At 36.8% G+C, this 14,764-nt stretch carries 15 protein-coding genes; 8 read left to right on the top strand and 7 right to left on the bottom strand.

Features of this window, described 5'->3' with window-relative positions; all coding sequences use genetic code 11:
* Nucleotides 1-94 precede the first annotated feature (94 nt).
* Entirely contained in the window at nucleotides 95-835 is a 741-nt protein-coding gene (locus A3EM_RS0126960; protein WP_020531360.1) for a hypothetical protein, read from the top strand.
* A 98-nt stretch (nucleotides 836-933) separates the two neighbouring features.
* Nucleotides 934-1,770 (top strand): hypothetical protein, encoded by an 837-nt coding sequence (locus tag A3EM_RS0126955; protein WP_020531359.1) that lies wholly within the window; start codon nucleotides 934-936, stop codon nucleotides 1,768-1,770.
* A 69-nt stretch (nucleotides 1,771-1,839) separates the two neighbouring features.
* Here A3EM_RS0126955 and A3EM_RS0126950 read toward each other — a convergent pair whose 3' ends face one another.
* Together A3EM_RS0126950 and A3EM_RS43810 are read right to left on the bottom strand one after the other, a co-directional pair.
* Entirely contained in the window at nucleotides 1,840-3,822 is a 1,983-nt protein-coding gene (locus A3EM_RS0126950; protein ID WP_245576562.1) for a plastocyanin/azurin family copper-binding protein, read from the bottom strand.
* A 69-nt stretch (nucleotides 3,823-3,891) separates the two neighbouring features.
* Nucleotides 3,892-5,787: a 3-keto-disaccharide hydrolase gene (locus tag A3EM_RS43810; protein WP_157638109.1), complete on the bottom strand. Its 1,896-nt coding sequence runs from the start codon at nucleotides 5,785-5,787 to the stop codon at nucleotides 3,892-3,894.
* A 224-nt stretch (nucleotides 5,788-6,011) separates the two neighbouring features.
* Here A3EM_RS43810 and A3EM_RS0126940 point away from each other — a divergent pair, with 224 nt between their 5' ends.
* The 3 genes from A3EM_RS0126940 (at nucleotide 6,012) to A3EM_RS0126925 (ending at nucleotide 7,858) form a co-directional block, all read left to right on the top strand.
* Nucleotides 6,012-6,710, top strand: a complete 699-nt coding sequence (locus tag A3EM_RS0126940; RefSeq protein WP_169513411.1) for a head GIN domain-containing protein — start codon at nucleotides 6,012-6,014, stop codon at nucleotides 6,708-6,710.
* Nucleotides 6,711-6,846: 136 nt separating this feature from the next.
* A complete protein-coding gene (locus A3EM_RS0126930; RefSeq protein ID WP_020531354.1) occupies nucleotides 6,847-7,296 on the top strand; it encodes a MarR family winged helix-turn-helix transcriptional regulator in 450 nt (149 codons plus the stop codon).
* 181 nt (nucleotides 7,297-7,477) lie between these two features.
* A complete protein-coding gene (locus A3EM_RS0126925) occupies nucleotides 7,478-7,858 on the top strand; it encodes a DoxX family membrane protein (RefSeq protein ID WP_044240024.1) in 381 nt (126 codons plus the stop codon).
* A 190-nt stretch (nucleotides 7,859-8,048) separates the two neighbouring features.
* Here A3EM_RS0126925 and A3EM_RS0126920 read toward each other — a convergent pair whose 3' ends face one another.
* Both A3EM_RS0126920 and A3EM_RS0126915 read right to left on the bottom strand, forming a co-directional pair.
* Entirely contained in the window at nucleotides 8,049-9,038 is a 990-nt protein-coding gene (locus A3EM_RS0126920; protein ID WP_020531352.1) for an SDR family oxidoreductase, read from the bottom strand.
* 77 nt (nucleotides 9,039-9,115) lie between these two features.
* Nucleotides 9,116-10,369 (bottom strand): competence/damage-inducible protein A, encoded by a 1,254-nt coding sequence (locus A3EM_RS0126915; RefSeq protein WP_020531351.1) that lies wholly within the window; start codon nucleotides 10,367-10,369, stop codon nucleotides 9,116-9,118.
* A gap of 198 nt (nucleotides 10,370-10,567) precedes the next feature.
* Here A3EM_RS0126915 and A3EM_RS0126910 point away from each other — a divergent pair, with 198 nt between their 5' ends.
* Nucleotides 10,568-10,822, top strand: a complete 255-nt coding sequence (locus tag A3EM_RS0126910; protein WP_020531350.1) for a YtxH domain-containing protein — start codon at nucleotides 10,568-10,570, stop codon at nucleotides 10,820-10,822.
* Between the two features lie 62 nt (nucleotides 10,823-10,884).
* Here A3EM_RS0126910 and A3EM_RS0126905 read toward each other — a convergent pair whose 3' ends face one another.
* Nucleotides 10,885-11,370, bottom strand: a complete 486-nt coding sequence (locus tag A3EM_RS0126905) for a hypothetical protein (protein ID WP_020531349.1) — start codon at nucleotides 11,368-11,370, stop codon at nucleotides 10,885-10,887.
* A 139-nt stretch (nucleotides 11,371-11,509) separates the two neighbouring features.
* On the opposite strand from A3EM_RS0126905, the gene A3EM_RS0126900 reads away from it, so the two are divergent.
* Nucleotides 11,510-12,196, top strand: a complete 687-nt coding sequence (locus tag A3EM_RS0126900; protein ID WP_020531348.1) for a hypothetical protein — start codon at nucleotides 11,510-11,512, stop codon at nucleotides 12,194-12,196.
* Between the two features lie 58 nt (nucleotides 12,197-12,254).
* Entirely contained in the window at nucleotides 12,255-13,292 is a 1,038-nt protein-coding gene (locus A3EM_RS43805; RefSeq protein ID WP_020531347.1) for a hypothetical protein, read from the top strand.
* Between the two features lie 71 nt (nucleotides 13,293-13,363).
* Here the strand turns inward: A3EM_RS43805 and nqrE are convergent, their stop codons facing one another.
* A complete protein-coding gene (gene nqrE / locus A3EM_RS0126890; RefSeq protein WP_020531346.1) occupies nucleotides 13,364-13,978 on the bottom strand; it encodes an NADH:ubiquinone reductase (Na(+)-transporting) subunit E in 615 nt (204 codons plus the stop codon).
* Between the two features lie 84 nt (nucleotides 13,979-14,062).
* Entirely contained in the window at nucleotides 14,063-14,737 is a 675-nt protein-coding gene (locus tag A3EM_RS0126885) for an NADH:ubiquinone reductase (Na(+)-transporting) subunit D (RefSeq protein ID WP_020531345.1), read from the bottom strand.
* Nucleotides 14,738-14,764: the final 27 nt, after the last annotated feature.

The following is a 14,764-nucleotide window of genomic DNA, read 5'->3' as shown; positions in this document are numbered from 1 at the left end:
ACCATCAAAAAAACGTTTTTTTTTATTTAATAACAGCGGTTTACCTTTACGGTATCTTCTATTTGATTGTTGAAATTAAAAAAGAATTCGCAGTATGTTTGGCTTTTTCCCTCTTTCAATAATACTCCAGGCGTTTTGTATTTACCATGCCTATACCAATAAAGCAGACCAGAAATGGTTTTTTATCATCATTTTTCTCCCTCTCATTGGAAGTGGATTGTATTTGTATCATCATTTTTACAATCGACACAATATCACCAAAGTTTCCGAAGGATTTAAGGAAGTGGTGAATACCAATTATTCCGTTCAGAAGCTGGAGAAAGAAGTGAAGTTTTCGGATACAATCACCAATAAAACCAATCTGGCTGATAAATACCTGGAATTGGGGCGGTATCAGGAGGCGGCTGACCTTTATGAGTCCTGCCTGGAAGGATTTAATGCGGATAACGCTGATTTATTGAGGCGCCTGGTAAAAGTACATTACCTGCTGGAAAATTATGGCAAATCGGTGGCTTATGGCCATCAGGTAAATGGGAATAAAACATTCTCGAAATCGAAGGAAAAAATAGCTTATGCCTGGTCTTTGTTTTATGAAAATGAAGAGGAAAAGGCGGAAAAAGTCTTTTCAGAAATGGACTCTACTTTTACCAATTATCCCCATAGAATGGAGTTTGCCAAGTTCCTAAATGAAGCCGGAAAAAGGGAAGAAGCCTTAAGCAAACTGGAAGAATTGATGGACGAATATGACCATATGGAAGCCAGGGAGAAAAGGCAAAATAGAGCGGTTAACAGAGATATTGTCCGGTTGTATGGGGAAATTAAGAAAGGTGGGTGAATTAGAAATCAATCAAAATAAAAGATTAAACAACTTTCATGTAGGTGTGGCGTTCTTTGGAATTCAATAGTTTTTTTAGAAAATCATCTTAATATTATATGAGAGTTGTTGCTTTTATTTTTGCCATTTTGGTAAGTAATATGTTGGGCATAGGCCTGCTCTTTAAATTTTTCAGATGGCCGGGTAGTGGGGAAATGATTGTAATGGGTACACTTTTATTCTGTACACTTTATTTGCTATTTGTGGGTATTTATGTGTATAAGGAGAGAAATAAAGGATTTACATTTGGGATGCTGTTTTTATTTATGCCTTTTCTTTTGGCTATTGCCGGCCCAATTGTTTTCAGTATGAAACCTTATGATTTTTCGGATAATTTTATTATAAATGATATTAATAACCGTTCGATTTCAACAAATCTAGAAGTATCAAATGTACAATTGTATAAAAGTTTAGAGGAAAATGCAGAGGAAAATAATAGCGCCTTCTTCGAGAAATTTAGAAATATAAAGACCCTTACTGAAAGTACTTTGGGTTACGTGAATACTGTTAGAGAAGAATTGATATTTGATGCAGGAGGACTTAAGGAAGATGGTAGCATAATGAATGAGAATAATATCCAAAGACAAACATATTTTATGATTGGAGAAAAAGGGATGAAGGATGGAAAGGGCTATATTCTTCAATTTATGATCGAAAAGTATTTAGAGGAATTAAATAAAATGTTTCCTTCAGCTAAACTGGAAAAATTCACCTTAGATGGTAATGAAAATGCCATTTTTAAAAATGATCCTAGCTATAATAAAAAAGACTTTGTTCATCTAAATTTTGAAGGTAGGTCAGTTGTAGCTGGTTTATCTGTTTTGAGCCAAATTGAAGTTCAAATTCTTATGATCGAGCAAAAGGCAATTTTAGAATTGATGAAAGAATTAGAATAATAATTCAAAACAAAAAAACTCCCCACCAAAAATTTTGATTGGGAGTTTTTTTATACTTAAAAGTGAGGTTTATTTCACGATAAACTTACCTCTCATCACATAAGAGTGTCCCGGGAAAGTACAAACGAATCGGTATTCACCCGGCTCAGTTGGAGCCTCGAAGAAAATACTTTCTGTGGATTCTGGTTGGATAATTCCTGTGTGGAATAAAACCAAATCTGTATCGGGAACATAATTTAAATCTGCTCCATCAAGGCCTAAACCTTCTGCCATTTTCGAAACCTTGTCAATGGCATCTCCTGGCTTGGTGATCACGAAGTTGTGCAGCATGTCATCATTGTTTTCGAAAACCAACTGTACTTTACTACCTGCTTTAACTTCCAATTCTGCTATATCAAACTTTAAACCTGGAAGTGTTCCAACAGTCAGGGTAGTTTCGGGTCCATCTACCCAGGATTCAGGTATTTTATTCACTCTTTTGGCTTGTACAATTTCCTTTCCTGAAGATTTCATTTGTCCTGCCATTTGCGGTGATTTAAGCTCTCCTCCAGGCACCTGATTCAGGGTGTAATAGCCTGTGTCATGCAATAATGAACTGCCATCTTTAGCTTTAACACCTGGTGCTTCCAGCTGGTGGATAAAGCCCAATCTCATGCCGTGAACAGTAAGTTTGGCAGACAGGCCATCTTCAGCCACATCAATTTTATGAATCATACACTTTTGATTATCAATTATGGGGCTGCCATACCGGTAATGATATTTGTAAGTAAAGGAGGTCATTTTATAAGAAGCAGGATTAGCAGCGGTAACTTTATCTACAGGTTTGGTAAACTCTACTATAAATCCGTCATCTTCAGCTTTAATGGTTTTCATCTCGAATGGCATTTTTCCGGTCCATTTCAACCGCTGTAAACCGTACATTCCTCCTCCTGTAGATGCCCAGCCTCTACTGGTCATGCCTACAAACATGCTGTTATCACTTCCCCAGATCATTCTCAAAATACCTGAAGAAAAACCTTCTCTAAATGGAAAAGCAGCACCCTGGTATACTCCGTTCACTTTTTCCATATACACCCGCATAATCTTGCTATGTCCCTGATCTCCTACCAGCATTTGTCCTTCAAAAGGACCGAATTTTCCCCCTCTGTCATCAATTAAGATATCAGATGTGGAAATTCCTAAAATAGTATGGGGAAACCAGACTGCCGGAGGTTTTAATTCAGGAACTATTTTGGCATATTCATACATGGTCATGCCCGACTCTCTGGCCACTTCACTGTGTTTTAACTTTAATGGCGATTCCGGATCTCCCGACCATCTTAGTCCACCCGGGTTACCTGCAAAATCACCGGCCTCCAGGTGAGTCATCCTTCCAGAACCAACCCAGTCCCCCTGGTTTTCTGTGTAAAAAACATCTCCATCAGCATTCAGGTTAAATCCGGAAGGAGATCTTAATCCGGTGGCAATCGGAGTCATTTCCCCTTCAGGTGTGATTTTTAATAACCATCCTCTCCATTTGGAAAGGCTTTCTCCATATCCAATCCAGGATAGATTCAGGGTTACCAACATGTCACCATCCTTAGTGAATTTTGGTCCGTAGGAATAATCGTGATAATTTCCGGAAAGCGGCCAGGAATAAATGGTTTTATACACATCAGCTTTGCCATCTCCGTTTTTATCTTCCAGTCTGGTTAATTCTCCTCTTTGAGTCAGGTAAAACCCCTTGTCTTTCCAGGCCAACCCCAAAGCTTCGTGTAAGCCGTGTGCATATCTTTTATAGGAGGGTTTTCGGCTGTAGGGGTTATCCAAAAGCCATACTTCTCCACGTCTGGTAGAGACACCCAACTGATCTTTATCTGTAAAAGCTAATCCACCGACTTCCAGGACTACATTTTTAGGAATGGGTACGGTAATGATTTGGTAATATTTGGCCTCTTCAGTAGTATCTCCAAAAGCGAAAAAGCTGCTGGAAGAAGCCTGGGTGAGCTGACAGGAAAACGCAAGAGCTATTTCCATCAATAAGATTTTATATATAAAATTATTTTTTTTCATTTCTCTAAAAGTTGTGAAATTACGATTGAAAAATGTGGGTAATTTCATTATGGACTAAAATATGATGACTTACCAGATGATATCGTAGGAGATTTCTTTTGTTCCTGATGGAATTTTTACAATCAACTCATCTTTTCCCTCAGATTTTCTGATTTGAGGCTCCAGCCCGTTTCCGGTTGGGAAATCAATGTAAAAACTTTTGTCATCAATGGCATAAGCCCCATCGGGTAATTTACTAATCAGTTTCCCCTCTGCTACCTTAAAAAATGCATCTGCATTACCAGAGAGAATCATTTTTCGGGTAAGTCTTTTTTCTGAGTCCCAGGGAATAAATTCATTGGTGACCTGAAGTTCACCAATCTGGTAAGAAAAAACAGGCAATCCAATATTATTTAATTCATACCCTTTTTGTTTGAATGTTATATTATTCTGGGTGGAATCCGGCCATACCCCTGCATCTCCTTCCAGAAAAGCAAAATCAGGGTCACCGTGCATGGGCACACTGGCTCCAGCCGGTACGCCCAATTGAGGTTCACCCCTGGCATGCCACATTTGGGTTACATCCAAAAATTCACCATCCCAAATTTGTAATAAGGCACCTATTTGCAGATCGTATGCATAATGGATACCCTCCGGAGTGGCCACTGCAATAACATGGGTTCTTTTTTCATCCCCTATCATCATAAAGCACCTTTGCATTATGGGTTCCTCTGTTGTTGCTACCATTATGGGATCGGGCTCTTTATTGGGATTAGTAGAACTTGGGGCATGTAAAGCATGTTGTTTTACGCCAGGTCCTTCCACATAAAGAGCAAAGCCTTTTCTCCATTGTCTGCTTGGTTTGTTATAGATCAGGGTGAAAGGAATACTCCCTTTTGATAAAGTCGTTTTCCCAATTCCGGGCTGATCGAAATAGAAACCTCCCTGCATGTCCAAAACCATTTTATCTCCAATGATTAACTGGCCTCCTGCAGCCCCAAAATGGATTTTGAATAAATATTCTCCATCATTAGGGATATTTAATTCACCCTTATAAACTAGTGCATATTTGGCATCTGAAGAACCATGTGCATAGGTAATCGAATCTACCTTAAGTTCTTTTATTGGTTTTAGCTGAGCAAAATCAGCAATAGAGTCGTCTGAGCTTTCATATTCTTTAAGATCCAATTCACTGAAGGTTACCTGTTTTCCCTCGTACAATTTATATTGTATATTTCGGAAAGCTACTGGTCCATGGTCGCCCTGAAGCATTAAGGGAGCTTTGGCCACTTCATCAGTGAAGGCTGCTGCTCTTGTAGTACCCAGTACTTCCACATTTTCCTGAATTAAAACTCCATTTAACCAAACTTTTTCAAATTTGGCATTTTCAGTTTTGTTTCCGTTTCCATCAAATTTTGGAGCGATGAAAATGATTTTAAAATGTTGCCAGAGTCCGGGAGTTTTGGATGCATTTACCCTTGGGGCATGACCTTCATAACCTTCATTTCCTTTTCCTCTGCTGTCATCCCATCGCTGATAGATTCCCCCTATATCACTGTGATGAGGTTCTTTTTGCCCCCAGCTATCAAATAACTGGACTTCATATCTGCTTTGAAGATAAATCCCGGAATTAGAACCTTTAGGCATCATTACATCCAGTTCCAATTCAATATCGCCATGCTCAAAATTTGTGAAAATATTGTCTTTGGCTTCATCGGTAGGAATATTGGCTAATACACCTATACCTTCGGAAACTTCCAATGCTTTTTCAGTATTCCTGTCGGCATAAACATCCCCTGCAATTTGCCAGTTTCCCGCTACCGCTTTAAATTCTGACAAATCATTTAAAGGCATCTTTTTAAATGGTAAAAAATCAGGAATAATTTCCTTCTTAACTTCTTTTGAAGCTGTTTGTGGTGGATTGTTGGAACAAGCCATTATTATACTGACAAGTCCGGTTATTAAAAAACACGAAATTCGGTTCATTTTCAACATCATTAAAAATATGGTAATTGGTTTATAATTTTTGAATCTTTAAATATAGTATTCCTCCATTTAATATTACAGCCAATTGCCACCTCTGACTAAAAAAAATTAGCTAAAGCCAGATAAAAAAAAGCCAAAATGCAACCTTTCAGGCTTGTTTTCCGACTATAGTGTTTGTTAATCAAATAATTATATTAATGAGAAAAGTTCTGAAATTTCAACTAGTGTCATTTTTATTAGCTGTGCCCTTTTTATTTTCCAGTTGTGATGAATTAAATGACTGTGATAAAGGTAGTGGCAGTATCATAACTAAAACTATAGAATTGAATGATTTCCATAGTTTTAACCTTCAGGTATCCGGACGAGTTTTTCTTAAAAAAGGGGAAACCCAATTGGTAGAAATTGAAGGTCAGGAAAATGTGATTAATCAGATTGAGGATGAAGTCAAAAATGGAGAGTGGCAAATCGAGTTTAGGAATTGCATGAAAAGTTATGAAGATCTGGATATTTATATCACTATTCCCGATTTGGAAAAGGCTGCCATCAGTGGTTCAGGGGATGTGTTTTTTCAGGATGAATTTTCAGGTGATAATTTCGATCTGATTATTTCAGGTTCTGGAAATATGGATGCCAAAGTTTCCGGGAATGAATTATTAAGCTCAATTTCCGGCTCAGGCGATATCAAAGTAGCAGGGGAAATTGAAAAACAAAGGATTGTAATATCAGGCTCTGGTGATGTGGATGCTTTTGATTTATCTTCTTCCAAAGCTGATATTTCTATTTCCGGTTCGGGAAGTGCAAGGGTTACAGTTTCCGAAACCCTGGATGTGAGCATTGCAGGAAGTGGAGATGTTTTTTACAAAGGGAATCCTACTGTAGATAGTAATATTTCCGGCTCAGGTAAAATTGAAAATGTAAATTAAAAAATTTTAGATTTTATTATTATGGCCCTGAAAGCACTTTCAGGGCTTTTTTTGTGTAAATTTAAAAAATAAATAAAATTTTCCTTGGAATTATATTCCATGGAATATAATTTTGTCTCATCAATTAACTTCAGGAATGGCTAATATTGAGGAAGAAATCAAAAGTAAGTTCATTAGTATCAAGCATAAAGCTGTAATCAATGTCGTATTTACTGCCAACTGGATCAATTCGGAAAGCAATAATATTTTGAGGCCATTTGGAATTTCAATCCAGCAATTCAATATCCTTAGGATATTAAGAGGCTCGAAAGGAACGCCTTTAAGTGTGCAGACCATAAAAGAAAGGATGGTTGAGCGTGCTCCAAATATTACCAGGCTGATGGACAAATTGCTGGAGAAGGAGCTGATTGGCAGAGTGAGATGTGAACATGACAGGAGGGTAGTGTTTATCGAAATTATGCCCGAAGGATTAAAGTTATTGAGCAAATTAGATGAGATTTTTCCTCAATCCAACCAGATGGTGGATAATATCACAGAAAAGGAAGCGGAAGAATTAAATCGTATTTTGAATAAATTAAGAGGGTAATGAATTACTTTGATAAAAATATGTACTTACCATGTTGTGGAAATAATTTGTTAAATAAGCAGGGCAATGGCTTCTTAAAAAGAATTATATAAGTTTAAAAAATTTTACTCAAAAATATTCCATGGGATATAATACCATGGAAATCAAAATCAAACATTTACAATCAAATTATATTAAAATCATGAAATCAAAAATTGAAATCGGGGCAAGGTGGTTAACTGGAGTAATTTTTCTGGTTTTTGGTGCAAACAAATTTTTAAATTTTATTCCCATGCCAGAGCCTCCTCCAGCAGAGTTGGCTGTTTTCCAGGGATTTATGGCAAGTAAATATCTCATGCCATTAATTGGATTGGTAGAAATAGTAGCCGGGTTGCTGTTTATTATTAACAGGTATGTGGCGCTTGGTTTGGTAATTATAGCTCCTATTGTAGTGAATATCGTTTTATTCCATGCCTTTCTGGGGCCAGAAGGACTTCCAATGGGGATTTTCTTATTAGTGGCAACTGGTTTCTTATTCCTTTTCCACAAGGAAAAATTTCAGGGAGTTATTGCCGCTAAATAATTTCAGATAAGCATTAGTGGTCCTCTCCGGGTGCTCCACACCGGGGCTCCACACTGGGAACTATTGTTTTCGAGAAATAGTAATCTCTCTATTAGTCTTTTATTGCAAAATAATAGAAGATTAATTTTGAATTACTACTTAATTCCGAATTAAAAAAGAGCCTGAAATGTACTTCAGGCTCTTTTTTGTATTACAAGGCTTCGTATGCTGCAATTATTTTATCCATTAATACATTATTTTCCTCCACGATTTTCATTCGCTCCGCTTTGGCTTCAAACCAGTCAACGGTTCTTTTTATCCCTTTTTTAAAAGTAATTGTAGCATTAAATTCAGGAACAAAGGTCTTAATTTTAGTATTGTCAAACACCACACTCACGGCTTTATCACCTATAAGATTTCCTACCTGAAATTCATCAAATTTGGCAATAAAGGTAGAAGGGATATGGACAAAATTTGGTTTCACCCCGGCAGCTGCAGCTACAGCTTCATAAATTTGATTCCAGGTGAGAATTTCATCTGAAGTAATGTGAAATGCCTGACCTATGGCCTGCTGATGTCCTAAAAGTCCGGTAAACCCTATGGCAAAGTCATCGGCATGAGTAATTGTCCAAAGTGAAGTGCCATCCCCGTGTACAATTACTTTCTTGCCCTTTTTCATTCTGTCTATGATGGTATAATCTTCCCAACTGCCTATGGCCACGGGAATTACGGTGCCATAAGTAAGCGAAGGACGGACGATAGTCATTGGGAAATCGTCTTCTCTATAAACTTTATTCAGCAAATCTTCGCAGGAAATTTTATCTCTGGAATACTGCCAGAAAGGGTTTTTCAATGGGGTAGATTCTGTAACGATGGGATGGGAGAGCGGCTTCTGATAACAGGATGCCGAACTGATAAATATATACTGGTCGGTTTTCCCATTAAAAATTTCAATATCATTTTCAATATCCTCAGGGGTAAAAGCGATAAAATTAGCCACAGCATCAAAATGATGGTCTTTAATCGCTGCTTTTGTCCCGGGAATGTCTTTGATATCCCCTTTTATTACTTTGGCTCCTTCGGGAATTTCCCTGTTTCCAGAACCTCTGATAAGCAAATAAACTTCATGTCCTTTGGCAATGGCAAGGCGGGTACAGGATGCCGAAATATTTCCTGTTCCTCCTATAAATAATATTTTCATTTGGATAAATTGATTAGTTGTCTTAATAATTCAAAGTTAATGATATTCTACAGGTAGGAAAATTTACGTTCTTCCATCTAATCAATTTCCATCAGTTTTTTTCTTAGCAGATTTAAGATAGCATTATAAGTGAAATTAATGTTGATATGCCTATCCTGGGTAAGATTGAGTAATTTGGCAAAGGTTTCCTTTTGATCGGAATAACCAATGTAAATTGTTCCCACAGGCTTTCCGGGTACTCCGCCATCAGGGCCCGCAATTCCGGTGGTAGAAATGCCATAATCGGCATTGTATTTTTCCCTAACATTTTTAGCCATTTCCATAGCCGTTTGTTCACTCACCGCACCATGGGCTTTTAAAGTCTCCTCCAAAACGCCCAGTTGAGACATTTTTACCTCATTGCTATAAGCCACAATTCCGCCCTTAAAATAAGCGGAACAACCTGGTATATCAGTAATTTTATCAGCAAGTAATCCTCCTGTACAACTTTCTGCAGTGGCTAAGGTCTGTTTTTTTTGAAGCAAAAGTCTGCCAATGGTATGTTCCACTTCCTCCTCATCGAATCCATAAATGTATTTGCCGATAATAGGAACAACCTTTTTTATCTGCTCACCTATTTCAATATCTAACTTTTGTTTGTCAGTTCCAAAAGCAGTCAATCTCAGCCTTACCTGACCCATTCTCGGCAAATAGGCCAGTTTGATGTGGTCAGGTAAATTATCCTCCCAGTGCTCAATCATTGGAGCCAGCTTCGATTCTCCAATTCCAATTGTTTTGATCATTTTATGAAGGATGAATGGAGTCTCAAACTTTTCCTGTAAGGAGGGAATGATTTGTTCACTCATCATCTTTTTCATCTCACTGGGAACTCCCGGCATGGAAACCATCACTTTTCCATTTTGCTCAAACCACATTCCCGGGGCAGTTCCCACCAGGTTCATAATTACCCTGGCATTTTTGGGAACAAAGGCTTGTTGCTGGTTCAATTCATTAATTTCTCTTCCTCTTGCTTTAAACAGGCCTTCTATATTTTCAAGCACACTTTTATCCTGAAACATTTCTACGCCAAAGTATTCTGCAAAGGTTTTTTTGGTGATATCATCCTTGGTAGGCCCCAGTCCTCCGGTAATTAAAATGATATCTGCTCTGGTTTGTGCCTCTTCAATTGCGGATAAAATTTCTGATTTCTGGTCACCAATAGATACTTTTCTAATCGTTTTAATTCCTGCCTTATCCAGTTCGGCACTTATCCACTGGGAATTGGTATCAGTAATCTGTCCATAAAGTATTTCATCACCAATGGTTATAATCTCAGCTAAAACAAGCTTCATAGTTGTAATTAAGGTTTATTATAAACTTCCAGGCAGTATTTTCTGAAAATTATTATTGGAAATTTGTTATTGTAATAAAAAACACTAAGTTGAAAAGAAACCTTTTGCCTCTAAATACAGTAATTCATATTAACAAGTACAAAAAGCTTTAGGTTTAATAATTAAATCATTTTCAAATCAAATCTAAACTAATTAATCATGAGCAACAAAGCAGAATCATTTTTTGCAGGAGTAATTTTGGGTGCTGCGGTAGGAGCTGTAACCGCATTACTTATGGCCCCGGATAAGGGAAAAAGAACCAGAAAGAAATTGAATAGAAAAATTCAGGATTTAAATCATACTGTAGACGATCTGGTGGAAAAAGGAAAAGATTCCTTCCAACATATAGCTGAAGATGTAGAATCCAACGTAAATGACCTGGCCAGAAAAGGTAAACGGATAATTGGAAAATAAAAAAAGAGGGCAGTGCTTAAAAATCACTGCTCTCTTTTTTTATCAATTTTATAAACACAACATTACTGCAGTTTAATAATAGGCACTTTATCATCGCCAATCATAGGCAATTCGTCTATTACCGATAGTTTTACCACTGAGTTCAAATAATCGTCAATTTGTAAAAAACGCGCAGCAACCTTGGCAGGTAGTTGCTTATTCATTTGCTTATAGTATTTTTTCCTCAATTTAAGATCAACACCCTGTAGTGTGAAAATTTCTTTCATTATATTGTTGGCATCCTCATCAGTCATCGTATCAAATTTTTCTGCGTAATTTTTAAGCAGATCAAATCTTTTTTGACTTAATCCCTCTCTTTCACTGGCATACTGCTCATAAATTGGCCAGAATACCTGTTCTTCCGCTTCAGAAAGGTACATATTTTCTGCAAGCACAATTTTTCTTTCCTGGTTGAGCAAATATTTTAATAGTTCAATTTCTTCCTCAGCCTGGGAAAAGCCCTGTAGAGCAAAAAAGGCAGAGAATACCAATAGAATTAATTTTTTCATAAAAATTTAAAGTTTCAGTTGAAAAATATGATTATTTTAATATTTGTTCTATTAAAATTTATTGGTGTAAATTTGATAAAAACCAGAATAAAAAAGATAATTACACAGGTTTATTTTTGAGAGAATTTAATTGAAAATAATGCAAAAAGTTAAAAATACACTTTTGTTGCTTGGACTAAATATACTTTTTTTAACAGTTTACTCGTCCAATGGAGTTTGCCAGACTACTTTTTCCTTTGGATTGAAAGGAGGCCTGGGAAGTTCCAGCATTTTAATAGATGATCAAAAATTAAATGATGAGACCGAATTAGTTTCATTAACCAGAAATACCAATTTTGCCCAAATTAGTACACACATAGGAGGCTTTGGCAATTGGACCCACGAATTGGGTGGATTGGATTATTTATTTGTCCGGCCTGAAGTTTATTTTACCCTCAATGCTGGTGGGACTATGCGATTATTAACCCAGGATGAAAACCAACAAGAACAAAAAATTAATATTCAGGAAAAGTTTAACCGGTTGGATATTCCCATTTTGTTAGGGTATAAAATAATAGGCATAAGAGTAGGAGCCGGGCCGGTTTTTTCTTCCATTCTGAGTAGCGAGTCAGATTGGGATAATTATGACAATTTTACCCGTACTTTCAAAAATGGCAGTGTAGGTTTTCAGATTGGGATTGGGGTAGACAAGGAAAAAGTCCAATTTGATTTAAAATATGAAAACATTGGAGGACTTGATGATGAATTTTCAATGGATGGGGAATCTTTCGATATAAATTCCAGAATTTCTCAAATTTTATTTAGTCTGGCTTACAAAATAAAATGAATGCTTATTTTTAGGTAGTAATTTTTTTATTCTTATAAACCTAAACTACCTGAAAATTATGAGCTTATTTCCCTCAAAAACAGGGCTGTTGTTTATTGCCTTTCTCATTACTCATTCACTTGCTTTTTCCCAGGAGGAAAGCACAGTCTTTCAAAAGGAAGGATTGGTGAAATTAACTATCGAAACAGATATAAAAGCTTTAATCAAAAATAAGTTTAAAGACGAATATCAACCGGCAAAAATCATTGCCAATAATGATGGAGTAATACGGGAAAAGGAAATCCGGCTAAAAGCCAGAGGGGCATTTCGGAAAAAACATTGTAAGTTCCCTCCAATTAAGCTCAATTTTAAACACACTGAGTTTGAAGATCCGGGACTACAACAATTGAAAACTTTAAAGCTGGTTACACATTGCCAAAACCAGGATGCTTACCAAAATTATATCCTCAAGGAATATCTCGTGTATAAGATATTTAATTTATTCACAGAACAAAGCTTTCGCGTAAGGCTTATAGAGGTAACCTATAAGGATACCAGCGGGAAACATAAACCCACCACAAAATTAAGTTTTATCATAGAACATGCAGATGCCATGGCGCAAAGGAATGGTACGACTATTTTTGAAAGGGAAAATATTGCCACTGCCCAGACTTCCCGAAAAGAGATGACTTTTATGTCAGTATTTCATTATATGGTTGGCAATACCGACTGGTACGTACCTGAATTACACAACATTAAACTTTTAACGCCTACAAAGCCAGGAGCAATTTATCCTGTAGCAGTTCCTTATGACTTCGATTATTCAGGGATAGTCAATGCCAGTTATGCTGAACCTGATCCTGTGCTGGGAATTTCCTCTGTACGAGAGCGTGTTTTTAGAGGAATCTGTAGAGAAAATGCCGAGTTTATGGAAGCTTTGAAAATGTTGGAGGATAAAAAGGAAGAAATCTATGCGTTAATTCATGAATTTGAATATTTGAATGAGGGCGATAAAACTGAAATGGTGAATTATCTGGATGAGTTTTTCATTGAAGTGGCCAATAATCCGAATAGACTCATTGAGAATTTTGATAATTCCTGCATAGGGACGAAATAGAAGGAGGGAATAGGGAATAAAAAAAGGCGTTTGGATTTCCAAACGCCTTTTTTTGTGGTTTAACGGGGAGATTAGATTGAAATTCCCATGAATGACATAAATGCCAATCCCATTAATCCAGTAATGATAAATGTAATTCCCAGCCCTCGTAAAGGTGCAGGTACATTTGAATATTTTAATTTTTCTCTGATGGCTGCAAGGGCAATAATTGCTAAGAACCACCCAATTCCTGAAGTTATCCCAAATACAGTAGCTTCACCTAGTGAATAACCCCTTGGTACCATGAAAAGGGCAGAACCTAAAATAGCACAGTTTACAGCGATAAGAGGTAGAAATATTCCCAGTGATCCGTAAAGAGCTGGAAAAAATTTCTCAATTAACATTTCAACAAGTTGAACAATTGAAGCAATTATTGCAATAAACATGATGTATTGTAAAAAGCTTAGATCAATTGTTGCAAAATCATCGCTGATCCAGGTTAAAGCACCCTCTTTTAAAATAAGCTCATAGATTAACCAGTTGGCTGGTACTGTAATCCCTAAAACGAAAATTACCGCTGCCCCTAAACCTGTGGCAGTTGAAACTTTTTTAGAAACAGCCAGATAAGAACACATTCCAAGAAAATAGGCAAATACCATATTTTCTATAAAAATTGATTTTATTCCGAGATTAATTAAATGTTCCATTTTATTTTTTTCTCAATATTTAAGCCCTTATAAAAATTAAAGGGACTAATCTCATTAATAATGTTTTTGCTAAATCAGAAGGTTCTATTGGTGTTCAACATATCCGTTTCTCCATCTTTGTACCCAGATCACAATACCGATCAGGATAAATGCACCTACAGGAGAAGTCATTAAACCAACAGTTGGGAAGTTATCGATGCCAATAGCTTCGAAAACTTTGAAGTTGAATAATGAACCTGAACCCAGTAATTCTCTGAAAAATGCTACAACCAGAATAACCCAGGCATATCCAAAAGCACTTCCAAAACCATCCAGGATAGAATCGTAAGGTTTATTGCCCATGGCAAAGGCCTCAAGTCGTCCCATGATGATACAGTTAGTAATAATTAACCCCACATAAACCCCAACAACCTTAGAAACTTCGTATAGATAAGCTCTAAGTACTAAATCCACAATTACCACCAGAGAGGCCACAATACCCAGCTGAACGATAATCCTGATTCGGGAAGGAATTAAATTTCTGATTACTGATACAATCAGGTTGGAGAATACCACCACAAACATTACTGCGATAGACATTACAAGTGTAGGCTCTAACTTTGCAGTAACCGCAAGTGCCGAACAAATACCAAGTACCTGTACGGTAATGGGGTTATCATCACTTAAAGGATCGGAAACAATTTTCCTTCTTCTTTTGGAGAATAATCCTTCAGCTTTGGCAACTTTTGCTACTGGTTGTTCTGCTGTTTCTGTACTCATATTATTAGTAAATTAGAATCAAAAAAA

The sequence above is a fragment of the Flexithrix dorotheae DSM 6795 genome (genome assembly GCF_000379765.1).
Lineage (GTDB): Bacteria > Bacteroidota > Bacteroidia > Cytophagales > Flammeovirgaceae > Flexithrix > Flexithrix dorotheae.
Note: the sequence above shows the minus strand (reverse complement) of the source record. Positions and strands in the feature narration are given on the sequence as shown.